Origin of the sequence: Pelagibius marinus, assembly GCF_014925385.1 — a bacterium.
Lineage (GTDB): Bacteria > Pseudomonadota > Alphaproteobacteria > Kiloniellales > Kiloniellaceae > Pelagibius > Pelagibius marinus.
Window position 1 is genome coordinate 793,359 of sequence record NZ_JACSDK010000001.1, and the last position, 21,159, is coordinate 814,517.

The window sequence follows — 21,159 nt, forward strand, 5'->3', positions numbered from 1 at the left end:
GAACATTGACTTATAGCAATTCGCCGGCAAGCCGGACTTGCGGGGGTTTTGGGGCGCTTGACCGGGCCTTGAGCGGCGGGCAGGCTCTCGCGCCATGACCAGATCCCCCATGACCAAATCCCCAGGCGCCTCGCGGCAGGACTACATGGCCGCGGCCCTGGCCGAGGCCCGCCTGGCGGCGGCGGCCGGCGAGGTGCCGGTGGGCGCCGTGCTGGTGGACGTGGCCAGCGGCGAGATCCTGGCCCGCGCCCACAACCGGGTGGAACGCGACGCCGATCCCACGGCGCATGCGGAAATGCTGGCGATCCGCGCCGCCGCTGCCGATCTAGGCGCCAAGCGGCTGACCGGGGCCGATCTCTACGTGACCCTGGAGCCCTGTCCCATGTGCGCCCAAGCCATCGCCTTCGCGCGCCTGCGCCGTCTGGTCTTCGGCGCCTACGACCCCAAGGGCGGCGGCGTCGACCACGGCCCGCGCATCTTCCAGCAGCCGACCTGCCACCACCGCCCGGAGGTCGTCGGCGGCGTGCAGGAGCAGGCCTGCGGCGCCCTGCTGCAGGACTTCTTCCGTGAGCGCCGCTGAGCCCTATATGTGAGAATGCACGGCAGGCAGAGAATGAGGGCGTCATGACGGCGAAAGACACGAGCTCCATCACCGGCTACCACGCCCACGTCTACTACGACGCCGCCAGCAAGGCGGCGGCCGAGGCCCTGCGCGCGGCCATCGAGGAACGCTTCGAGGTGCGCCTGGGGCGCTGGCACGACCGCCCGGTCGGCCCGCATCCGCAGTGGAGCTACCAGATCGCCTTCACGCCGGAGGTCTTCGCCGAGTTGGTGCCCTGGCTGGCGCTGAACCGCGGCGGCCTGACGGTCTTCGTCCATCCGGAGACCGGCGAGGCCCTGCCCGACCACCGCGACCACGCGATCTGGCTCGGCGAGAAGGCCGAGCTCGACTTCGACGCGCTTAAATAGCGGGGACTGGCTTCGCCCTTCCCAAATCGAAGGTTGTCGTCCCGGCACTTGTTGCCGGGACCCAATGCCCTGACCGTTCCATGGGCGCAGGCCCGGCAATGCGTCGTCTTTCGCAAGCGCCAATGGGTCCCGGGGACAAGCCCCGGGACGACAGTGGAGAATCCTGCAGGATCCGCTAGGCCGCCGGAGCGGCCTGAAAATGATCCCAGACCGTCCAGAGGCCGATGGCAACGAAGCCGAGGCCGGCCAGCAGCTTCAGCGGCAGCATGGTCAGCCAGCGCTCCGCGGCGACGCCCAGGGCCACCGCCAGGGCCGTCGAGCAGACCAGCGCCGCGGCGGCGGCCAGGAAGACCAGCAGCGGCGAGGACTCGCGCTCGGCGGCGAAGAGAATCGTCGCGAGCTGGGTCTTGTCGCCCAGTTCGGCCAAGAAGACGGTGGTGAAGATGATGAGGACTTCAGACATTGTTTTTTGATCTCTCCGGAGCCGCCGACACACTATGACGCGCCGCGCGGGCCGGCTCCTGCTGCCCCGCGGAACGTCATAGGTCTCGCCAAATCCAGAGGATCCGCCCGCACCATGGCCCACGGGACAGCGTCCCGGCGCCAAGTCTGTTGATACGGGCCCCCGTTGAGCCGGGGCGGCTACTCCCCTACGAACCGTTCCCAGATAGGCGATCCGGCCGGCCATGGCAAGGACCGGGGCAGGGGCGGGCGGAATACGCCGGCAAGGTTAACGGCGGCGCAATTCGGCGGCCTGCGAATGTCGGCCTTGATTTCTCGACCGGATTCCCAACTTTTTCCTTGCATTGAGGCGTCAAAAACCCGAAAACGCGCGCCTCAGTTTTTTGCTGGGTCAATCTACTGGTTGCGTTGGAGGACCGATGGCACAAGCACGCGCCCTCTTCCAACTGGGGATCGACTTGGACGAGAACCCAAGCGCCTCCAAAACGGAAGAACAGAACATCACCGCCCAGACCCCCGCCGGGGAAGACGAGCGGAAGGACTTTTTCATCGAGCGCGACGGTGAGCGCTTTGCGGGCACACACCTGATCGTCGATTTGTGGGGCGCCGAGGGGATCAATGACCTCGCCTACGTCGAAGAGACGCTGCGCGAGTGCGTGGACGCCGCCGAGGCGACGCTGCTGCACATCCACCTGCATCACTTCACGCCGAACGACGGGATCTCCGGCGTGGCGGTGCTGGCGGAATCGCACATCTCCATCCACTCCTGGCCGGAGATCGGCTACGCGGCGCTGGACATCTTCATGTGCGGCGCGGCCAAGCCGGAGCTGGCCGTGGAGGTGCTGCGCGAGCGCTTCACGCCTTCCCACGTGGCGGTGGAGGAGCACCGGCGGGGCCGCGGCCTGTGAGCCGCTGGCGCGTCGAACAGCTCCACGCCGACTTCCAGCTTGGCCTCAGGGCCGACAAGGTTCTCTACGACAGCGAGACGGACCACCAGCGTCTCGTTGTCTTCGAGAACGAGACTTTCGGCCGCGTGCTGACCCTGGACAGCGTGGTGCAGACCACCGAGAAGGACGAGTTCATCTATCACGAGATGCTCGCCCATCTGCCGGTCTTCGCCCACGGCGCGGCGCGGAAGGTGCTGATCGTCGGCGGCGGCGACGGCGGCATGCTGGAAGAGGTGCTGAAGCATGCGAGCGTGGAGAAGGTGACGCAGGTCGAGATCGACGCCGGGGTCATCGACTTCTCCAAGCAGTATCTGCCGTCGATCTGCAAGTCCGCCTACGACGACCCGCGCCTCGACCTGGTGATCGCTGACGGCGCCGACTTCGTCGCCGGGTGTGAGGAGCGCTACGACGTCGCCATCGTCGACTCCACCGATCCGGTGGGGCCGGGCGAGGTGCTCTTCACCGACACCTTCTACGGCAAGGCGAAGACCTGCCTGGCGCCGGGCGGCATCCTGGTCACGCAGAACGGCGTGCCCTTCCTGCAGGGCGAGGAACTCACCAACACGATGCGGGCCTTCAAGGCGCTCTTCGCCGATCCCGCCTGCTACCTGGCGACGGTGCCGACCTACGCCGGCGGGCCCATGGCCTTCGGCTGGGGCAGCGACGACCCGGCCAAGCGCCAGGTCAGCCTGGAGACGCTGGAGCAGCGCTACGAGGCGGCGGGGATCGAGACGCGCTACTACAACCCGGCGGTCCACCTCGGCGCCTTCGCCCTGCCGAACTACATTGCCGATCTGATTTCGTAGGCGGCAGTTCCCCCTCACCCTCCCGCTTCGCGGGCCCCTCCCTCTCCCCCGCGGGGAGAGGGTTGTGCAGCCTTGGCGAGGCAGCGCCGGGCTCAGGCGAAGCGGGGTGAGGGGCTAGGTCACCCGCTCCAGCAGGATCACCGGGTCGCCCGTGAATTCGGTCTCGGCGAATTTCCGGAAGCCGCATTTCTCGGCGACGCGCAGGGAACCGGCGTGGACCCTGTCGATCATGCAGACGAAGCGCGTCATGCCCAGCTCCCGCTCGCCCCAGGCCAGCGCCGCTTCGGCCGCTTCGGTGGCGTAGCCCTTGCCGTGGGCCCAGGGGGCCAGCACCCAGCCGGCTTCGGGCGCGCCGTCGAAGTCGGGCCCGAGACCGCGCTTGAAGTCGGCGAAGCCGACCTCGCCGACGAAACGGCCGCTGGCCCGTTCCTCCACCGCCCAGAAGCCGTAGCCCATCAGGGCCCAGTGGCCGAGGCTGCTCTGCAGGCGCGACCAGCTTTCCGCGGGGGTGCAGGTCTTGCCGCCGATGTAGCGGGCCACCTCCGGGTCGCCGCGCAGGGCGGCATAGTCCTGGAAGTCGTCGGCCCGCTGGCCGCGCAGGATCAGCCGCTCGGTGGTGAGAAGGGGGATCCGGGGCTGCGTGGACATGGCGGCGGCCTCAGGCGGGCTTCTGCGCCACGATAAAGGTGGCCTTGCCCTTGCCCGGCCGCCACTGGTGGTCGATGAGGAAACCGGCAGTAACGAGGCTGTTCACCAGGCTGCCTTCGCCAAAGACCCGGACCAGTGGAAAGATGCCGAGGAAGTGCCCCGCCGCCAGGAAGGGCCGGAAGAGAACCGACATGTCCCCGAGGCAGACGGTGCTCGAGACGAAGACGCCGCCGGGTTTCAGCATCCGGTGGACCTTCGCGATCACCGCGTCCTTGTCGTGCAGCAGATGCAGGATGCTGTGTCCCAGGACCACGTCAAAGCTTTCGTCCGGTGCCTGGAAATCGTCGATCGCCGCCTGCTCGAAGGTCACGTTGCCGATCTCGGCTGCGGCGGCCTTGTCACGGGCGATCTCCAGCATCTTCTCCGAGATGTCGGTGGCCCGGATGTGTCTCACATGGGGCGCGTGGACCAGCGCGGTCGATCCGGTGCCGCAGCCGAACTCCAGCACCTCCATGCCGGGGCGCAGGTACTCCTGGGTCTTTGCCAGCTTCGTCCGGTAAGCCGCCTCGTCGGCGATGGGCCGGCGCGCATAGCGCTGGGCCGTCCGGTCCCAGAACCGGCTCGAAGGGCCTTCGCTCATGTGCCGCCTATTCGCGCTCGAGCGCGCGCCAGCCGATGTCGCGGCGGCAGAAGCCTTCCGGCCAGTCGATCTTGTCGACGGCGGCGTAGGCGCGCTCCTGGGCTTGCCGGATGCTCGGCGCCATGGCGGTGACGTTCAGCACCCGCCCGCCGTTGGCCAGGATCTCGCCCTCGGCGCCCAGCTTGGTGCCGGCGTGGAAGATCTTCACGTCGTCGGAGTTGCCGCCGGCATGGTCGAGGTTGCGGATCACCGTGCCCTTGTCGTAAGCGCCGGGATAGCCCTTGGCGGCCATGACCACGGTCAGCGCCGCCTCCTCGTACCAGCGCAGGTCGAAGCTGGCGAGCTGGCCGTCGGTGCTGGCGATGAGGGCCGGCAGCAGGTCCGACATCAGTCGCATCAGCACCACCTGGCACTCGGGGTCGCCGAAACGCACGTTGTACTCGATCAGCTCCGGCCCCTTGTCGGTGATCATCAGCCCGGCGTAGAGCACGCCCTTGTAGGGCATGCCCTCGGCCTTCATGGCGGCCACGGTCGGCAGGATGATGCGCTCCATGGTCTGGTCGATCAGGTCCTGGGTCATCACCGGGGCCGGGGAGTAGGCGCCCATGCCGCCGGTGTTGGGGCCCTCGTCGCCGTCATAGGCGCGCTTGTGGTCCTGGGCGGTGGCCAGCGGCAGGGCGGTCTCGCCGTCGACCAGGGCGAAGAAGCTGGCTTCCTCGCCTTCCAGGAAGGCCTCGATGACCAGCTCGGCGCCGGCCTCGCCGAAGGCGCCGCCGGCCATGGCCTCGTCGATGGCGGCCAGGGCCTCGTCCTCGGTCATGGCGACGGTGACGCCCTTGCCGGCGGCCAGGCCGTCGGCCTTGACCACGATGGGCGCGCCCTCTTCGCGCACGTAGGCCTTGGCCGCGGCGGCCTCGGTGAAGCGGGCGTAGGCGGCCGTCGGGATGCCGTACTTGGCGCAGAGGTCCTTGGTGAAGCCCTTGGAGCCTTCCAGCTGCGCGGCGGCGGCCGAGGGGCCGAAGGCCTTCACGCCGATCTCGCCCAGGCGGTCCACCAGGCCCAGCACCAGCGGCGCCTCGGGGCCGACCACCACGTAGTCGATGGCCTCCTTCTGCACGAAGGCGACCAGGGCCTCGGCGTCCTCGGCGGCGATGGGCACGCACTCGGCCTCTTCGGCGATGCCGGCGTTGCCCGGCGCGCAGTAGAGCTTGTGGCAGAGGGGGGAGGCCGCGATGGTCCAGCACAGCGCGTGCTCGCGTCCGCCGCCGCCCACAACCAGTACCTTCATATCGCCCCCGACTAACTTCCTGAATTTCGTCTCTCGGCCATGGCCTGCACGGCGGGGCTCTTGTAGCATAGCGGGCAGGGACCATGAGCGATTTTTATCCAGAATCAGGCCCCGCAGGCGGCGGCTTCGCGGGGAACGCACCAGGGAACGTCCCGGAATTCTCGGTTTCGGAGATTTCCCAGGCGGTGAAACGCACCCTCGAAGGCACCTTCGAGCGGGTGCGCGTGCGCGGCGAGATTTCCGGCTTCAAGCGCGCCGCCTCGGGCCACCTCTACATGGCGCTGAAGGACGAGAGCGCGGTGCTGGACGCGGTGTGCTGGCGCGGCACCGCCGGCAGGCTGTCGATCAAGCCGGAAGACGGCATGGAAGTCATCGCCAGCGGGCGCATCACCAGCTATCCGGGCCGCTCGAAATACCAGATCGTCATCGATTCGCTGGAGTTGGCCGGCGAAGGCGCGCTGTTGAAGCTGCTGGAGGAGCGCCGCCGCAAGCTGGCGGAAGAGGGCCTCTTCGCCGAGGAGCGCAAGCAGGCGCTGCCCTTCCTGCCGCAGGTCATCGGCGTGGTCACCTCGCCGACCGGCGCGGTCATCCGCGACATCCTGCACCGCCTGGCCGACCGCTTCCCGCGCCGGGTGCTGGTCTGGCCGGTGCTGGTGCAAGGCGAGGGCGCGGCCGAGCAGGTGGCCGCGGCGATCCGCGGCTTCAACGCCTTTCCGGCGGACGGCGGCCCCCTGCCGCGACCGGACCTGCTGATCGTGGCGCGCGGCGGCGGCTCGCTGGAGGACCTCTGGGCCTTCAACGAGGAGGTCGTGGTGCGCGCCGCCGCGGAGTCGCGGATCCCGCTGATCTCCGCCGTCGGCCACGAGACCGACACCACCCTCATCGACTTCGCCGCCGACCGCCGCGCGCCGACGCCCACCGCCGCCGCCGAGATCGCGGTGCCGGTGCGCCGCGAGCTGCTGATCCAGACCGGCGAGCTGGAGCGCCGCCTGCTGGCCGCCGCCTCGCGGCTGGTGGCCGAGCGGCAGGAGCGGGTCGAGGGCCTGGGCCGCGGCCTGGTCGATCCCAAGCGCCTGGTGGAGGAGATGAACCAGCGTCTGGACGAGCGCGCCGAGCGCCTGAAGGGCGCCTGGACCACGCTGCTCCGCGACTGGCAGGCGCGCCTCGACCGCCTGCAGGCCAGCCTGCCGCATCCGCGCCAGTTCTTGGCGGTGAGGGCCGAACAGCTCGCCGGTCCGGCGGCGCGCCTCGACTATCTCCGCCCGCGCCTGCTGGCCGAGCGGCGCCAGGAAATCGACGGCCTTAACCGGGTGTTAGAGAGCGTCTCCTACAAGAAGGTGCTGCAGCGCGGCTATGCCGTGGTGCGCGGGCCGGAAGGGGCCATCACCAGGCCGGAGGCGGTGACGCCGGGCCTGGCGCTGGAACTGGAGTTCGCCAGCGGCCGCGCGGCGGCCACGGGCGGCAGCGGTCAGCCGGCTTCCGCTTCGGCGGCGGACCCGACATCCGCCAAGAAGCCGGCGGTCCGCAAAGGCAAGAAGAAGTCCTCCTCCGACGATCCCCAGGGGTCCCTGTTGTGAGCCGCGTTGTGATGAGAGCTTTGTTGAGCGCCCTGTCCCTGCTGCTGGGGTCCCTGCTGCTGGCGGCGACGGCCGCCCAGGCGGCGGAGCTGACGCTGGAGGGCCAGTTCACCCAGGGCGGCCTGGTCTTCGGCAAGACGGTTCCCGGCGCCACGGCCAGTCTGGACGGCGAGGTGCTGCGCCTGACCCCGGACGGGCGCTTCATCTTCGGCTTCGGGCGCGACCACGCGCCCAGGGCGACGCTGACGGTGACCGAGCCCGGCGGCACCGTGATCACCCGCGAGCTGCAGGTGGCGCAGCGCGAGTACAACATCCAGCGCATCGACGGCATCAAGAAGGACTACGTGAGCCCGCCCGAGGAGGTGCTGGCCCGCATCCGCGCCGATGCGGCGGCGGCGGCCGAGGCGCGCGCCGCCGACCGCGCGGAGAGCGACTTCGACTCGGGCTTTATCTGGCCGGCCACCGGGCCGATCTCCGGCGTCTACGGCTCGCAGCGCATCCTGAACGGCGAGCCGCGCCAGCCCCATTTCGGCGTCGACGTGGCCGGGCCGGTGGGCACGCCGGTCATGGCCCCGGCCGACGGCGTGGTGACGCTGGCCCATCCCGACATGTACTTCTCCGGCGCGACGCTGATCATCGACCACGGCCACAGACTCAGCTCCTCCTTCCTGCACCTGGAGCAGATCCTGGTAAAGGAAGGCCAGCGGGTGAAGCAGGGCGAGGTGGTGGCCCTGATGGGCAAGTCGGGCCGCGTCACCGGCCCGCACCTGGACTGGCGCATGAACTGGCGCGGCGAACGCATCGACCCGGCCCTGCTGGTCCCCCCGATGCCGAAGAGCGAGTAGGCGATTCCCCCTCACCCAGCTCCGCCTAAGCTCACTGACGTTCGCTAAGGCTGCGCAACCCTCTCCCACCAGGGGAGAGGGATTGTTTTAGTTCCCTCTCCCCTTCGTGGGAGAGGGAGGGGCCCGCGAAGCGGGAGGGTGAGGGGGCTTGTTGCCCCTAAGGCCGGTCCCAGCGTCTGTGCAGCCACAGCCAGTCCTCGGGGCGGTGGCGGATCCAGCGTTCCAGGACTTTGTTCACCTGGATCATCATGGCCTTGGCCTCGGCCTGACTGTCCCCGAGCGAGGGGCGCTCCACCGGGTCTTCTACCGTCAGTCGGAAGCGGGCGCCGCCCAGGCGCTCCAGGTGCGCCGGAAAGATATCCACGCCGTGCTCCAGGGCCAGGCGGGCGATACCCAGGTTGGTGCGCGCCGGGCGCCCGAACAGCGGCAAGGGCACGCCCTGGCTGACCCGCTGGTCGACCAGCACCCCCAGGTTTTGGCCCTGCCGCAGCAGGTTCACTGCCTGGCGGGCGCCGCTGACGCCCTTGGGGATCTTGCCCCAGTCGCCGGTCGGGCGCTGGCGGAAGAACAGCAGGATGCGCTGGATGATGGGGTTGTTCACCGGGCGCGACACCACCGTCAGGTTGTGCCCGTGCTTGTAGGCCGAGATCGGCATCAGCTCGAAGTTGGCCATATGGGCGGAGATGATGATGAAGGGCCTGCCCTGGTCGCGCAGCGCGTCCAGGCGCTTGGCGCCGATCACCTCCATGCGCCCCGAGGCGGGATCGGCGATGGCGCCCAGGTGCGGATACTCGGCCACCATGCGCCCCAGGTTTTCCCACATGCCGGCGACGATGCGGCGGCGCTCGTCCTGCGGCATCTCCGGAAAGGCGATGGCGAGGTGGTCCATGGCGCGGCGGCTGACCGGCAGGCGGCTGCCGATCTGCCGCGTCAGCCAGCCGCCCAGGTTGGGGGCCCAGTCGACCGGCAGAATCCAGAAGGTGCCCAGCAGCAGGAACTGCAGCAGCCCCTCGACCGCATGGCGGATCGAGCGCAGGGCCTTGCCCCAGGGGCGGTGCTTGTGGGCCCAGGATGTCATGAAGGGGAGGTCCTTGCGCGTAGTTCGGGCAGGCGCTCCAGAAGCCGGAGCAGGGCCTCCTTGTCGTTCCAGGCCAGGGCGACGTCAAGCACCGCGATGTCCGGCGCGCTCGCCCCCAGGCGGGCCGCGTCCTTGGCGGTGGTGACGAGCTGCGCGCCGGCGGTCCGGGCGGCATCGCGCAGGCGCGCCAGCGTCGCCGCCGTGTAGGGCTGGTGGTCGGGGAAGGACTCAGTGCCCGCCAGCTCGGCGCCGAGGCCGCGCAGGGTGTCGAAGAACTTTTCCGGGCGGCCGATGCCGGCGAAGGCGAAGACGCGCTTGCCCCGCAGCGCATCGTCGCTGGGCTGCAGCCTTGCGCGCAGGACCGGACGGTCGCCGATCAGGTTCTTCTCGGTTTCACCGATATAGCTTCCTTCGTACTGGTCCGCGCCGATCACCACGACGGCGTCGGCGCGGGCAAAGCCGCCGGCCGCCGTTTCGCGCAGCGGGCCCGCCGGCATCACCCGTTGGTTGCCGAGGCCGTAGCCCGCGTCGATCACCAGCAGCGAAAGGTCTTTCTTCAGGCTCGGGTTCTGGAAGCCGTCGTCCATGACGATGACCTGCGCGCCGTCCTCTGCCGCGGCCTTGGCCCCGGCCACCCGGTCGCGCGCCACCCAGGTGGGGGCGGCGGCCGCCAGCAGCAGGGCCTCGTCGCCGACCGTGGCGGCGTCGTGCACGCCCGGCTCCACGCGCAGCGGGCCCGCGGCCGCGCCGCCGTAGCCGCGGGTGAGCGCGGCGGGCTTCAGGCCGCGCTCGCGGAGAATCTCGAGCAGGGAGAGCGCCACCGGCGTCTTGCCGGCGCCGCCGGCCACGAGGTTGCCGACGCAGATCACCGGCAGCGGCGCCTGCCAGGGACGGGTGGCGCCGCGGCGCAGCACGCCGGCCAGGTGATAGGCTCCGCCCAGCGGGCTCAGCAGCCGCGCCAGCAGGCCGTCATGGCGCCAGAAGTCAGGCGCTTGCATGGCGCCGTCCAGGCTTGTCTGGGCTCTCGTCCGGAGCGGCGGCCTGGATCTCCTCCTGGCCCAGGGCGCGCTCGGCCGCGTTGGTCAGGCTGTTGAGGCTCTCCTCGGCGGCCTGGCGGCAGCGCTCCAGGGTCTCGGCGTCGGCCTCGCGCGGCACCGTGATCGGCGGGCCGAAATGCATCACCGCGCGGGCGAAAGGCAGCGGCAGGCAGAAGCGGTCCCAGGTGTCGAAGACCTTGCGGGGCCGGGCGCTGCCGGTCAGCGCGACCAGCGGCGCGCCGGTCATCTGGGCCGCCTTCACGGCGCCCGACTTGAACCGCATGCGCGGGCCCTTGGGGCCGTCGGGCGTGATCACGACGGTGACGCCGCGCTCCAGCAGGCGGCTCATGCCGCGCAGGGCCGTGGCGCCGCCGCGCCGGCTGGAGCCGGCGATGGTCTCGTAGCCGAAGGCCCGGGCGCCGCGTGCGATGAGCTGCCCGTCACGGTGGCCGGAGGCGACCACGCCCATACGCTTGGGCGGCTTCGGCCAGCCGCCGGAGAGAAAGAACATGCGGCCGTGCCACATGCAGAGGATGACGGGCTTGTCGGCGTCGAGCAGGGCCTGGGTCGCCGGATCGATGCGCCGCTCCCAGCGCACCGTCAGGTGAAACAGCCACATGAGGCCGGCGACCGCATAGCCGAAGAGCCGCTGTGCCGGTTCCGACTTGATCCATGTGGAGATAAGGCTCACGGAGGATACCCGTTCAGCGTGGGCCGTCAGGCCCTTGGATGTCTGTGGGCTTGTCCGGGGAGGGGGCGCCGTCTTCCTGTTCGGCGAACTGCATGGCGTAGAGCCGCGCGTAGTGGCCTCCGCGGGCCAGCAGTTCGGCGTGGCTGCCGCGCTCGATGATCCGGCCTTCCTCGATCACGTAGATCAGGTCGGCGTCCACGACCGTGGAAAGGCGGTGGGCGATGACGAAGGTGGTGCGGCCTTTCATCAACTGGCCCAGGGCGTGCTGCACGTGGCGCTCGGACTCGCTGTCCAGGGCCGAGGTGGCTTCGTCCAGCAGCAAGATCGGCGCGTCCTTCAGCATGGCGCGGGCGATGGCGATGCGCTGACGCTGGCCGCCGGAGAGATTGCTGCCGCGCGGGCCGACAGGCGTGTCGTAGCCCTGGGGAAAGGCGACGATGAAGTCGTGGGCGCCGGCCATGCGCGCGGCCTCCTCGATCTCCGCCTCGCTGGCGCCAGGGCGGCCGTAGGCGATGTTGGCGCGCACCGTGTCGTCGAACAGCAGGATCTCCTGGCTGACCAGGGCGATGGCGTGGCGCAGGGAATCCAGGGTCACGCCGCGCAGATCCTGGCCGTCGATGGTGACGCTGCCGCCCGAAGGGTCGTAGAAGCGCGGGATGAGGTTCAGGATCGTCGACTTGCCGGCGCCCGAGGGCCCGACCAGGGCCACGGTCTTGCCGCCCGGCGCCTCCAGGCTGACCCCGTGCAGCGCCGCCTTGTCGTCGTCGTAGGCGAAATGCACCTCGTTGAAGCGCACCTCGCCCAGGCCGACCTGCAGCGGCGCGGCGTCGGGCGCGTCGGTGATCTTCGGCGGCATGTCCAGCAGGGCGAAGACGCGCTGCGCGGCGGCCAGGCCGTTCTGCAGCTGGGCGTTCAGCTTGCTCAGGCGCTTCAGCGGCTCGTAGGCCAGCAGCAGGGCGAAGATGAAGGTGAAGAGCGAGCCCGCGTCGCGCTCGCCGGTGATCACCTCGTTGCCGCCGTAGAGGATCACCGCGGCGATGGCGAAGCCGCCCAGCGTCTCCATCACCGGATGGATAATGTTGGAGACCCGCGCGGATTTCTGGTTGAGGCGGAAGACCTCCTCGATGGTCTCGTCGGCGCGCTGGGATTCATAGCGCTCCATGACGTAGGCCTTGACGTGGCGGATGCCCTGGAAGGCCTCGTCCAGCAGGGTGGTAAGGCGCCCGACCTCCACCTGGTTCTTGCCGGAGACCTTGCGCATGGACCGCCCGATGCGCACCGAGGGCAGGATCGCCAGCGGCAGGATCACCGTGGTGATCAGCGCCAGCAGCCAGTCCTCTGCGAACATGACGCCCACCAGGAAGATCGCCGTCAGGCTGTCCTTGCCGATGGCGGTCAGGGTCGAGGAGGCCATGTTGCGCAGCAGGTTCACGTCGTTGATGAAGTGGGAGATCAGCGTGCCCGGCGAGTTGTGATGGAAAAACGCCAGATCGGCGCCGATCAGCTTGTCGAAGAGCTGCTGTTGGATGCGCGCGACCACCCGGTGGCCGACAAAGCTCATCAGCACGGCCTGGCTGTAGGCGGCGAAGCCGCGCAGGGTGAAGACGGCGACCGTGGCGATGGCGATGGGGTAGAGCAGCTCGGAGCGCTGGGCGATGAAGATCTCGTTCACCACCGGCTTGATGAGCTGGGTGAAGGCGGCGGTGGTGGCGGCGACGATGCCCATGCCGAGCAGCGCCAGGACGATGCGCCCCTTGTGTTCGGCGATGTAGTCGCGCAGCAGGCGGCGGACCAGCACCTTGGTGTGCTCGTCGCGCAGATCCACCTTCTTTTTGGAAGATTTACGTTTGTCCGACAAATTGTCCGGGGGAGCCGTCCACAGGCTCCGTCAGCGGTTGATGAGGGCGGCAATTTACCATGACGCCGGGCGCGGCGTCACGTGGCCAAAAGCCGCTGGCGCTGGGCCTTTTTGCGGGAACTAGGCGTGGATCTCGCAGGACAAATCCCTATGATCGCCCGATTCATGGTCGATTCGCCCGAAAACGACGGCGCCCCACGGCGCCTGCTGGTCATCTACAACCCCACCGCCGGAGGCAGCCGCCGCCAGCGCTTCGAGGCCGTGCTGGCCGGCCTGGCCGACCTCGGCTGTCCCCTGGACGTGCGCCCGACGAGCGGGCCCGGCGACGCCGCCGCCCTGGCGCGGGCGGTCGATCCCGCGGCCTACGACCTGGTGGTGGCCGCCGGCGGCGACGGCACCATCAACGAAGTGGTCAACGGCATGGTCGGCGCAGCCGGCAGCGAAGTCGCCGCCGGCCCGGCGCCGCCGCCTCTCGCGGTCCTGCCGCTGGGCACGGCCAACGTGCTGGCCGCCGAATTGGGCCTCGACCTGGTGCCGGCCCATATCGCCCGGGTCATCGCCCGGGGGCCGGTCCGGGAAGTCTCCCTCGGCCGGGCCAGCGCGCCGGGCCGGCCGGCGCGGGTCTTTTCCCTCATGGCCGGGGCCGGTTTCGACGCGCGCGTCGTCGACAGCATCGACCTGCGCGTGAAGCGCCTCCTCGGCAAGGGCGCCTACGTGCTGGAGGGCTTCCGCCAGATGTGCCTGAAGAAGCCGCCGCTGATGCGGGTCACGGTCGATGGCGAGACCCATGAGGCGGCTTCGGTCATCGTCAGCAACGCGCGCTTCTACGGCGGGCGCTACCTGCTGGCCCCGCAGGCCAGCCTGGAGGACCCGCTGCTGCACGTCTGCCTGTTCCGCCATGGCGATACGCTGAGCATCCTGCGCTACGCCATGGCGCTGCAGCGCGGCCGCCTGCTCGGCACGCAGGGCTTCGAGATCGTCACCGGCCAGGACATCCGCATCGAGGGCGATCCCGGCGCGCCGCTGCAGGCCGACGGCGACATCATCGCCCGCCTGCCGGTCCGCATCGCCGCCTTGCCCCGCGCCCTGCGCATGGTGACCGCCGGCTAGGCCGCCGGCGATTCCATCCGACCCTGATCTGCTCTAGGATCACAGCCGGACCGCGCGGCGGGGGGCGCGGGGGGGGCGAGGGGTAGGGGGAGAGGAAAGGGGAGGAAGTGTCCGGCAAGGGTGGCGCGGTGGCGCCTCCCGCCGCCATCGGCTTCATCGGCCTGGGCCAGATGGGCATCCCCATGGCGCAGCAGTTGCTGCGGGCGGGATTCGAGGTAAAGGCCTTCGACGCGGCCGAGGCGGCGCGGGCGAACTTCCAAGCCGCGACCGGGACCGCCGCCGTGGAGAGCGCGGCGGCGGCCTGCCGGGACGTTGCGGCGGTGATCACCATGCTGCCGGACGGCAAGATCGTCCGCGACGTGCTCTGCGGCGCGGGAGAGGGCGCCCTGGCGGCGGCCGATCCCGGCACCATCGTCATCGACATGAGCTCTTCCTCCCCCATCGACACCCGCGCCCTGGCGGCGGCGCTCGAGCCGCGCGGCTTCGCCCTGGTGGACGCGCCGGTCTCCGGCGGCGTCAAGCGCGCCCTCGACGGCTCCCTGGCGATCATGGCCGGCGGCGAGACCGGCACCGTGGAGCGCGTCCGCCCGCTGCTCTCGGCCATGGGCGCGGCGGTCTTCGCCACCGGCCCGCTCGGCTCCGGCCACGCCATGAAGGCGCTCAACAACTACGTCTCGGCGGCGGGCCTCGTCGCCGCGGCCGAGGCGATCCTCGTGGGCCGCCGTTTCGGCCTGGACCCTGAGACCATCGTCGACGTGCTGAACGCCTCCACCGGGCGCAACAACAGCACCGAGAAAAAGATGAAGCAGCAGGTGCTCTCCGGCGACTTCGCCTCGGGCTTCTCCCTGGCGCTCATGACCAAGGACCTGCACACCGCCGCCGGGATCGCCCGCGACGCGGGGATCGCCGCGCCGCTGGCCCAGGTCTGCGAGGATCTCTGGGCCGAGGCCGACACGAAGCTGGGCGCGGGCGCCGACCATACGGAGATCTACCGCTTCCTCGCCGGGCTGCAGGGCGGCGACGGGGAAGCGTCATGACCGCCGATACCGCGCTGCCCTGCTATGAGGTCTTCGCCCTGCGCTATGCGACGGTGGCGCGGCGGCCGCAGGAGAATTTCATCTCCCCCGATCCACATGAGGGCCCGCTGTCCCTGGACTACTTCGTCTGGCTGATCCGCGGCGAAGGCCGGGTCATCGTGGTGGACACCGGCTTCGACGCCGAGGCGGCGCGGCAGCGCGGCCGCAGCCTGCTGCAGCCGCCCAGCGAAGCCCTCGCCGCGCTGGGAGTCGACTGCGCGGCGGTGGAAGACGTGGTCATCACCCATCTGCACTACGACCATGCCGGCAATCTGCAGGACTTCCCCCGGGCGCGCTTCCACCTGCAGGACGCTGAGATCGCCTACGCTACCGGCCGGCTGATGCGCCACGACATGCTGCGCCACGCCTACGACGTGGAAGACGTGGTCGCCATGGTGCGCCGGGTCTACGCCGGGCGCGTGGCCTTCCACGACGGCGAGGCGGAGGTCGCGCCGGGCGTCACCCTGCACCGTATCGGCGGCCATACCATGGGCCTGCAGGCGGTGCGCGTGCGCACGGCGCGGGGTTGGGTGGTGCTGGCCTCGGACGCGACGCACTTCTACGCCAACATCCGCGGGCGCGACCCCTTTCCCATTGTCGTGGACGTCGGCGCGATGTTGGAAGGCTACCGCACGCTGGAGCGCCTGGCCGACAGCCCCGACCACATCGTGCCCGGGCACGATCCCGAGGTGATGCGCCTCTATCCCGCCGTGCCGGGCGTCGCCGCCGAGGCCGTGGCCCTGCATCTGCCGCCCGCCGCGCCGTGACCTGCCGCTTGCGGCGCAGTGTGGCGTTACGCGAGTTCCCAGATGTAGCCGATGGCGAACCTGTTGCCCTTGTCGTCGTTCATCGGCAGGGTCAGGTCGATCAGCGTGCAGTGCGCCCGGTCCAGGTATTCCATGCTGTAGGCCAGGATTGCCGTGCGCTTCTCGAAGTAGACCACCTGGTCGGAGCGCTTCCACAGGGCGTTGACGTCGCCCTTTACGTAGTCGTCGGTGCGCAGCCCGATAACTTCCTCGTCCCACCGCGCCTTCAGGTCCTCGCCCATCAGGCGCATGCGGCTCTGTTGGGCTTCGGGGTCCCATTCCTCGATGTAGATGCTGGGCAGCAGCGCCGGCACCTCCAGAGGATCGAAGGCCGGCTTCAGCGCCAGCCCGTGGTAGTGCAGCAGCCGGCACCAATATTCGAAGAGCTGCAGGGCCTTGTCGTTGTCGATCAGGCTTCGGAAGTGCGAGGTGTCCGTGTCCGCCAGGATCTCATCAACGGACGGCCCCGGGATCAGCCCCCGTGCGAGTATCTCGGTATTCATTCTATGCGCTCGCATTGCTGCAATGGCGGATTTGGCCCCGCACCTGACGGGACACGTTAATGGCAAGTCTGCAATTTACAAGGGCAACGGCCACTTGGACAGCAGACACGCGGCCGCGCGCCGACGGCATCGCTGCTCACTTCAGGCAAGCGTGTTGAAGGTCGTGGCCTCTCCCCTCCTCAGGCCCCGCTAGCGCGACTCTCGATACGCCGAATGAAGTCCTGGATGATGGCGGTGTAGAGGCCGTCCTTCAGCACCGCGTCCTCGATGCCGGCATCGAGGCTCGGATTGTCGTTGATCTCGATGACGAAGACGCCGTGTTCGTTCTGCTTCAGGTCGACGCCGTAAAGCCCATCGCCGATCAGATTGGCGGCGGCCAGCGCGGTCTCGACCACCGCCGCCGGCGCGTCGGCGACCGCCAGCGTCTTGGAATCGCCTTCGACGACCCGCCCGGCCGGGCCGTGCTGCACGATCTGCCAGTGCTTGCGCGCCATCATGTACTGCGAGACGTAGAGCGGCTTCCGGTTCAGGATGCCGACGCGCCAGTCGTACTTGGTGTACATGAACTCCTGGGCCAGGATCACGTCGGAGCGTTTCAGCAGGTCCTTGGCAATTTGTTCCAGCTCGTCGCGGGTCTCCGCCTTGTGGACGCCGCGCGAGAACGAGCCGTCGGGGATCTTCAGCACGATGGGATAGGGCATGGCCTGGTCCAGCTGGCCCAGGGTGTTGCTGTCGACCAGCATGGTCTTGGGCGCCGGGATCTTGTGGGCCTGCAGCAGCTCGGCCAGATAGACCTTGTTGGTGCAGCGCAGGATGGAGCCGGGGTCGTCGATCACCGGCATGCCCTCGGCCGCGGCCTTCTTGGCGAAGCGGTAGGTGTGGTTGTCGATCCGCGTCGTCTCGCGGATGAAGAGGGCGTCGAACTCCGCCAGCTTGCCCAGGTCCCGGCGGGTCACCAGGGTGACGGCGATGCCCAGCGCCCGCCCGGCCTCGGCGAATTTCTCCAGGGCCTTGGGGTCGGAGGGCGGCAGGGCCTCCTCCGGGTCGTAGAGCACCGCCAGGTCGTACTTGCTTGGGGCCTTCTGGCGCGGCGAGCGCCAGGCCGTCTTGGTGTAGCGGATCAGGGCGTCGGCGAAGGCGTCACCCAGGTCCGCCGGGGCCTCGCGCAGCGACGTGGTGCCCAGCGAGCGGATCCGCCAGTCGCGCTTGTAGCGCAGCTCCACCGCCAGGATCGGCGAGCGGAAGAGGTCGAACAGCCGCCGGCCGATCTCCGTCAGCCGTTCGTCGGGATTGCGCCCGAAGAAGAAGTGGATCGTGCGGTCGTCCAGGTCGGTTTCGCCCTGCAGGGCTTTGGCGAACTCCGCCTCCAGTTCGGGCAGGTAGGTGCGGTACAGCCGCTTCCAGTTCAGCTCCAGCAACACCTCGACGGCGGGAATCACCTTCTGGCGGCGCGCTTCGGCCAGCAGCGAGCAGTAGTACCCGAGGCTGAGATAGCTGGTGTCGCGGCAGAGGTTGATGACCCGCGCGCGCTCACCCGGCGCCTGGAGGCGGGTGATGTAGTCGCGCGGCGTCATCACCTCGATGGCCGGGTCGGGCCACTTGAAGTCCTTGGGCTGGTCGATGACGACGATGTGCTTGGCCATGGGGGCTCGTAAAGTCTGCCTGAGGGCTCAGGACCTGCGCCGGGACGCCCGGCGGGGTGGCCGGCGCGGCGGCAGCGGTTTCTCCATGCGGACGGCATCGGCGCCGTTCTCGTAGTACTTCTCGTAGCGGCCGAACACGCCGTAGCCGGCCTGCCTGTAGAGCCGGCGGGCCCTGGCGTTGCGGGGGTGCACCTCCAGGCGCAGGGCGCGGCAGTCGCGTTCCCGGCAGGCCGCCTCGGCGGCCGCCAGCAGCTTGCGGCCCAGGCCGCGGCCGCGGCAGCGCCGCGCCACCGCCAGGGAGTAGATCCGCCCCAGCCCGGTGCCGCGCCGGAACAGCACGGTCACGTAGCCGCAAAGGCCCTGGCGGTCTGACGCGACAAAGGTGGTGGCATTGGCGCCGTTCAGGATATGGCGGAAGTTCCGGCGCGAGATCCGGTCATGAGAAAACGACGTCTCTTCGAGTTCGAAGAGCGCGGAGAGGTCTTCAGGCGTCGCGGGACGGATCATGTTCACGGGCCAGGGCACGGCCGGTCACTCAGGCCGATAATCGAGGCCGAAGATATAGCCACGATCCGCTCCGGCGACAACGCGAATAGCGCGGCGGGGGCCGCGCGCCCAAGGAGGGCGCTGCGGCGCAGGGGGAAGTCGCCGCGCCTCAGTTCAAGCTTTGCTTCCGCCGAGCGGCTTTCCGTCGGAAGCCGGCCAGGCGTCGAATTGCGGCGCCTTGCCGCCGATCTCGTCCCAGCCAGCCTTGGAGGCGACGAAGATGTGCTCGCCGATGATCACCGCCGGATCGCCGTTCAGGCTGCCGAGGGTGATGCCCGTCACCTCGCCGTCGAAGAGGCCGCAAAGAGTCGTGCCGCAGCGGCGGCAGAAGCCGAGACCGGCACCCTCGCGGTTGACGTAGGTCTGCAGCAGTTCTTCGCCGCGGGTCCAGGTGAAGGTCGCCGGGTCGACGCGGGACATGGCCGAGCCGGCGCCGCTGAAGGCCTTGCGGCACCGCGAGCAGTGGCAGCTGCGCGCCGGGGCCAGCGATCCCTTGATTTCGTAACCGATGCCGCCGCAGAAGCACTCGCCGGTAATCGCCGTCATGCCGGGGCCCGTTCGTTTTCGAGTTGGGATACTGACTCGGGAAATGCGCGGGCGGTCATCTTGCGGCAGTGATCGCTCAGGTCGGCGGGCCAGGAGGCGATCAGCCTGTTGAAGTCGTCCCGCCGGCCGGCGAAGAGTGCCCGCGTCGCTTCCTCGAAGCCCGGCAGGTCGCCGGCCAGGGCCGACATGAAGCGGTAGGCCGCGTCGCGTGCCGCAACATGGCCGTTCCTGTCGTTGCGCCGGGCGGCCTCGACCAGTCTGCGCAAGGCCGCCGAGGCGCCGCCCGGCTGGCGCGCGAGCCAGTCCCAGTGACGCGGCAGCAAGGTGACCTCGCGGGGCACCACGCCCAGCTTGGGCCGGCCGCGGCGGCGCGGGGCGGCGGCTTCTTCGGCCTGAGAGGCCGGCCGGCGGGCGAGGATGTCGGCGGCCTCGCCGCGGGTGTCCACGTCGACCACCCGTCCGCTGGAGTCCTCGAAGACCAGCAGAGGCGCGTCGCAGCCATGCTCCTCGGCCGCCTTGACCGCCAGGGTCACCTCGGCGAGGTCGCCCTGGGCCAGGCGTTTGTGGCCCTCGAAAGCCGTGAAACTGCTATCGCCAGACATGGCGGAACTCCCCGGAAATTCATGCTTCCGGGATTTTATCCGGGTAAAAAGATGGAGTCAATTATATCCGGGTAAAAATTCGGCCCTCAGTTCCCCGCCAGCATCATGCCGTCGATGCGCAGGGTCGGGGCGTTGGCGGAATACTTGAAGACCAGGTCGTCGGCGGGGGTGATGTTCAGGAACATGTCCTTCAGGTTGCCGGCCACCGTGGCCTCGCTGATCGGCGTGGTCAGCTCGCCCTTTTCGATGCGGAAGCCCGAGGCGCCGCGCGAGTAGTCGCCGGTCACGCCGTTGATGCCCATGCCCATCAGGCCGGTGACGTAGAAGCCGTCCTCGATGTCGGCCATCAGCTCGGCGGGCGAGAGGCTGCCCGGCTCCATGTAGAGGTTGGAGGTGCTGGGCGAGGGCGGGCTGGAGGCGCCGCGCGCCGCGTGGCCGGTCGACTTCAGGCCCAGCTGCCGGGCCGAGCTCAGGTCCATGATCCAGGTGGTCAGGCGGCCGCCGTCGATGAGGTTGAGGCGCCGGTTGGCCAGGCCCTCGCCGTCGAAGGGTTTGGACGCCAGGCCGTGCGGGCGGTGCGGGTCGTCGACGATGGTGATGCCCTCGGCGAAGACCTGGCTGTCCAGCCTGTCCTTCAGGAAGGAGGTGCCGCGCGCGATGGCGGGGCCGGAGACGGCGCCGGCCAGGTGTCGCAGCATGGAGTTGGAGACCCGCGGGTCGTAGATGATGGGCAGGCGCCGGGTCGGCGGCTTCTTGGCGTTCAGGCGCTTGACCGCGCGCTCGCCGGCGCGCCGGCCGACGGCGGCCGGGTCGTCCAGTTCGCCGCCGTAGACCGCGGAGGCGAAGTCGTAGTCGCTCTCCATGCCCAGGCCCTCGCCGGCGATCACCGAGACGCCGACCGAATGGCCGGAGCGGGCATAGCCGCGGGCGAAGCCGTTGGAGGTGACCAGCGCGATGTCGATGCGGCTCCAGCTCGCCTCGGCGCCCTCGGAGTTGGTGATGCCGGTGACGGCGCGGGCGGCCTCCTCGCAGGCGCGGGCGCGCTCGATCAGCACTTCCGGCGCCGGCTCCTCGGCGTCCAGGATGTCCAGGTCGGGCACCGTTGTGGCCAGCTCGCCGGCCTCGGCGAGGCCGCAGTAGGGGTCCTCCGGCACCACCTTTGCCATGGCCAGCGCCCGCTCGACCAGCTCGTCCAGGCTGTCCGGGGCCGTGTCGGTGGAGGAGACGATGGCCTGGCGCTTGCCCAGCATCACCCGCAGGCCGACGTCCTGGCTCTCCTCGCGCTCCAGGCGTTCCGGCGCGCCCAGGCGCTGGGCGTGGGACAGGCCGGTGGAGCAGAAATGCACGGCGTCGGCGGCGTCGGCGCCGGCCTTCTTGGCCTTGGCGACCAGGTCGGAGAGCAGGGAGAGGGAGTCGTCGGTGGCGGTCATCGGGCCTCGCTTGGGGGGACGAAGGAGCGTCGGTCTTGTTCTTGGGGAGGA

General features: G+C 69.7%; 23 protein-coding genes and 1 riboswitch. Of the genes, 9 read left to right on the top strand and 14 right to left on the bottom strand.

All coding sequences use genetic code 11. The features are described 5' to 3' along the window. The first annotated feature begins 109 nt into the window (after positions 1-109). Both H7X47_RS03920 and H7X47_RS03925 read left to right on the top strand, forming a co-directional pair. On the top strand, positions 110-580 hold the full coding sequence (locus tag H7X47_RS03920) for a nucleoside deaminase (RefSeq protein ID WP_227010139.1): 471 nt from the start codon (positions 110-112) through the stop codon (positions 578-580). Positions 581-624: 44 nt separating this feature from the next. After that, entirely contained in the window at positions 625-969 is a 345-nt protein-coding gene (locus H7X47_RS03925) for a DOPA 4,5-dioxygenase family protein (protein ID WP_193367276.1), read from the top strand. A gap of 175 nt (positions 970-1,144) precedes the next feature. On the opposite strand, the gene H7X47_RS03930 is transcribed toward H7X47_RS03925, so the two are convergent. Then, entirely contained in the window at positions 1,145-1,432 is a 288-nt protein-coding gene (locus H7X47_RS03930) for a TMEM165/GDT1 family protein (RefSeq protein WP_193367277.1), read from the bottom strand. Positions 1,433-1,522: 90 nt separating this feature from the next. Continuing rightward, positions 1,523-1,632: riboswitch (yybP-ykoY riboswitch) on the bottom strand. A 218-nt stretch (positions 1,633-1,850) separates the two neighbouring features. Here H7X47_RS03930 and speD point away from each other — a divergent pair. After that, positions 1,851-2,339, top strand: coding sequence for an adenosylmethionine decarboxylase (gene speD / locus H7X47_RS03935; RefSeq protein ID WP_193367278.1), 489 nt, complete (start codon positions 1,851-1,853; stop codon positions 2,337-2,339). After that, the gene (speE, locus tag H7X47_RS03940; RefSeq protein ID WP_193367279.1) at positions 2,336-3,184 is read left to right on the top strand and encodes a polyamine aminopropyltransferase; all 849 of its coding nucleotides are present in this window, start codon (positions 2,336-2,338) and stop codon (positions 3,182-3,184) included. Before speD ends, speE begins: the two co-directional genes overlap by 4 nt. Before the next feature lie 114 nt (positions 3,185-3,298). Here the strand turns inward: speE and H7X47_RS03945 are convergent, their stop codons facing one another. Genes H7X47_RS03945 through purD form a run of 3 tightly spaced genes read right to left on the bottom strand, consistent with a single transcriptional unit; the run spans position 3,299 to position 5,760 of the window. Continuing rightward, entirely contained in the window at positions 3,299-3,832 is a 534-nt protein-coding gene (locus tag H7X47_RS03945; RefSeq protein ID WP_193367280.1) for a GNAT family N-acetyltransferase, read from the bottom strand. A 10-nt stretch (positions 3,833-3,842) separates the two neighbouring features. Continuing rightward, the gene (locus tag H7X47_RS03950; protein ID WP_193367281.1) at positions 3,843-4,472 is read right to left on the bottom strand and encodes a class I SAM-dependent methyltransferase; all 630 of its coding nucleotides are present in this window, start codon (positions 4,470-4,472) and stop codon (positions 3,843-3,845) included. Between the two features lie 7 nt (positions 4,473-4,479). Then, positions 4,480-5,760: a phosphoribosylamine--glycine ligase gene (gene purD, locus H7X47_RS03955; RefSeq protein ID WP_193367282.1), complete on the bottom strand. Its 1,281-nt coding sequence runs from the start codon at positions 5,758-5,760 to the stop codon at positions 4,480-4,482. Positions 5,761-5,843: 83 nt separating this feature from the next. Here purD and xseA point away from each other — a divergent pair, with 83 nt between their 5' ends. Together xseA and H7X47_RS03965 are read left to right on the top strand one after the other, a co-directional pair. Further along, the gene (xseA, locus tag H7X47_RS03960; RefSeq protein ID WP_193367283.1) at positions 5,844-7,337 is read left to right on the top strand and encodes an exodeoxyribonuclease VII large subunit; all 1,494 of its coding nucleotides are present in this window, start codon (positions 5,844-5,846) and stop codon (positions 7,335-7,337) included. A gap of 23 nt (positions 7,338-7,360) precedes the next feature. Beyond that, entirely contained in the window at positions 7,361-8,182 is an 822-nt protein-coding gene (locus H7X47_RS03965; RefSeq protein WP_227010140.1) for a M23 family metallopeptidase, read from the top strand. A 157-nt stretch (positions 8,183-8,339) separates the two neighbouring features. Here H7X47_RS03965 and H7X47_RS03970 read toward each other — a convergent pair whose 3' ends face one another. The 4 genes from H7X47_RS03970 to H7X47_RS03985 are packed head-to-tail and all read right to left on the bottom strand — an operon-like array spanning position 8,340 to position 12,813. After that, positions 8,340-9,260 carry an LpxL/LpxP family acyltransferase gene (locus H7X47_RS03970; RefSeq protein ID WP_193367285.1) on the bottom strand — a complete coding sequence of 307 codons (921 nt, stop codon included), beginning with the start codon at positions 9,258-9,260 and terminating at the stop codon, positions 8,340-8,342. Beyond that, positions 9,257-10,258 carry a tetraacyldisaccharide 4'-kinase gene (gene lpxK / locus H7X47_RS03975; RefSeq protein ID WP_193367286.1) on the bottom strand — a complete coding sequence of 334 codons (1,002 nt, stop codon included), beginning with the start codon at positions 10,256-10,258 and terminating at the stop codon, positions 9,257-9,259. The genes H7X47_RS03970 and lpxK overlap by 4 nt, the downstream gene beginning before the upstream one ends. After that, positions 10,245-10,988, bottom strand: a complete 744-nt coding sequence (locus tag H7X47_RS03980; protein ID WP_193367287.1) for a lysophospholipid acyltransferase family protein — start codon at positions 10,986-10,988, stop codon at positions 10,245-10,247. The genes lpxK and H7X47_RS03980 overlap by 14 nt, the downstream gene beginning before the upstream one ends. 13 nt (positions 10,989-11,001) lie before the next feature. Continuing rightward, the gene (locus H7X47_RS03985) at positions 11,002-12,813 is read right to left on the bottom strand and encodes an ABC transporter ATP-binding protein (RefSeq protein ID WP_319633521.1); all 1,812 of its coding nucleotides are present in this window, start codon (positions 12,811-12,813) and stop codon (positions 11,002-11,004) included. Between the two features lie 183 nt (positions 12,814-12,996). Here H7X47_RS03985 and H7X47_RS03990 point away from each other — a divergent pair, with 183 nt between their 5' ends. From H7X47_RS03990 to H7X47_RS04000, 3 genes are all read left to right on the top strand, one after another. After that, positions 12,997-13,956, top strand: a complete 960-nt coding sequence (locus H7X47_RS03990) for a diacylglycerol/lipid kinase family protein (protein ID WP_193367288.1) — start codon at positions 12,997-12,999, stop codon at positions 13,954-13,956. Positions 13,957-14,063: 107 nt separating this feature from the next. Continuing rightward, a complete protein-coding gene (locus H7X47_RS03995; RefSeq protein ID WP_319633522.1) occupies positions 14,064-14,993 on the top strand; it encodes an NAD(P)-dependent oxidoreductase in 930 nt (309 codons plus the stop codon). Then, positions 14,990-15,799: an N-acyl homoserine lactonase family protein gene (locus H7X47_RS04000; protein ID WP_193367289.1), complete on the top strand. Its 810-nt coding sequence runs from the start codon at positions 14,990-14,992 to the stop codon at positions 15,797-15,799. Before H7X47_RS03995 ends, H7X47_RS04000 begins: the two co-directional genes overlap by 4 nt. Positions 15,800-15,825: 26 nt before the next feature. Here the strand turns inward: H7X47_RS04000 and H7X47_RS04005 are convergent, their stop codons facing one another. The 6 genes from H7X47_RS04005 to H7X47_RS04030 form a co-directional block, all read right to left on the bottom strand. Further along, positions 15,826-16,341 carry a PAS domain-containing protein gene (locus tag H7X47_RS04005; protein WP_193367290.1) on the bottom strand — a complete coding sequence of 172 codons (516 nt, stop codon included), beginning with the start codon at positions 16,339-16,341 and terminating at the stop codon, positions 15,826-15,828. 179 nt (positions 16,342-16,520) lie between these two features. Continuing rightward, positions 16,521-17,984 carry a RimK family ATP-grasp domain-containing protein gene (locus H7X47_RS04010; RefSeq protein WP_193367291.1) on the bottom strand — a complete coding sequence of 488 codons (1,464 nt, stop codon included), beginning with the start codon at positions 17,982-17,984 and terminating at the stop codon, positions 16,521-16,523. Between the two features lie 27 nt (positions 17,985-18,011). After that, positions 18,012-18,509 (bottom strand): GNAT family N-acetyltransferase, encoded by a 498-nt coding sequence (locus tag H7X47_RS04015; protein ID WP_193367292.1) that lies wholly within the window; start codon positions 18,507-18,509, stop codon positions 18,012-18,014. Positions 18,510-18,644: 135 nt separating this feature from the next. After that, the gene (locus H7X47_RS04020) at positions 18,645-19,076 is read right to left on the bottom strand and encodes a GFA family protein (RefSeq protein ID WP_193367293.1); all 432 of its coding nucleotides are present in this window, start codon (positions 19,074-19,076) and stop codon (positions 18,645-18,647) included. Then, positions 19,073-19,678 (bottom strand): DUF2239 family protein, encoded by a 606-nt coding sequence (locus H7X47_RS04025; RefSeq protein ID WP_193367294.1) that lies wholly within the window; start codon positions 19,676-19,678, stop codon positions 19,073-19,075. The genes H7X47_RS04020 and H7X47_RS04025 overlap by 4 nt, the downstream gene beginning before the upstream one ends. Before the next feature lie 86 nt (positions 19,679-19,764). Further along, on the bottom strand, positions 19,765-21,108 hold the full coding sequence (locus tag H7X47_RS04030) for a TldD/PmbA family protein (protein WP_193367295.1): 1,344 nt from the start codon (positions 21,106-21,108) through the stop codon (positions 19,765-19,767). Positions 21,109-21,159: the final 51 nt, after the last annotated feature.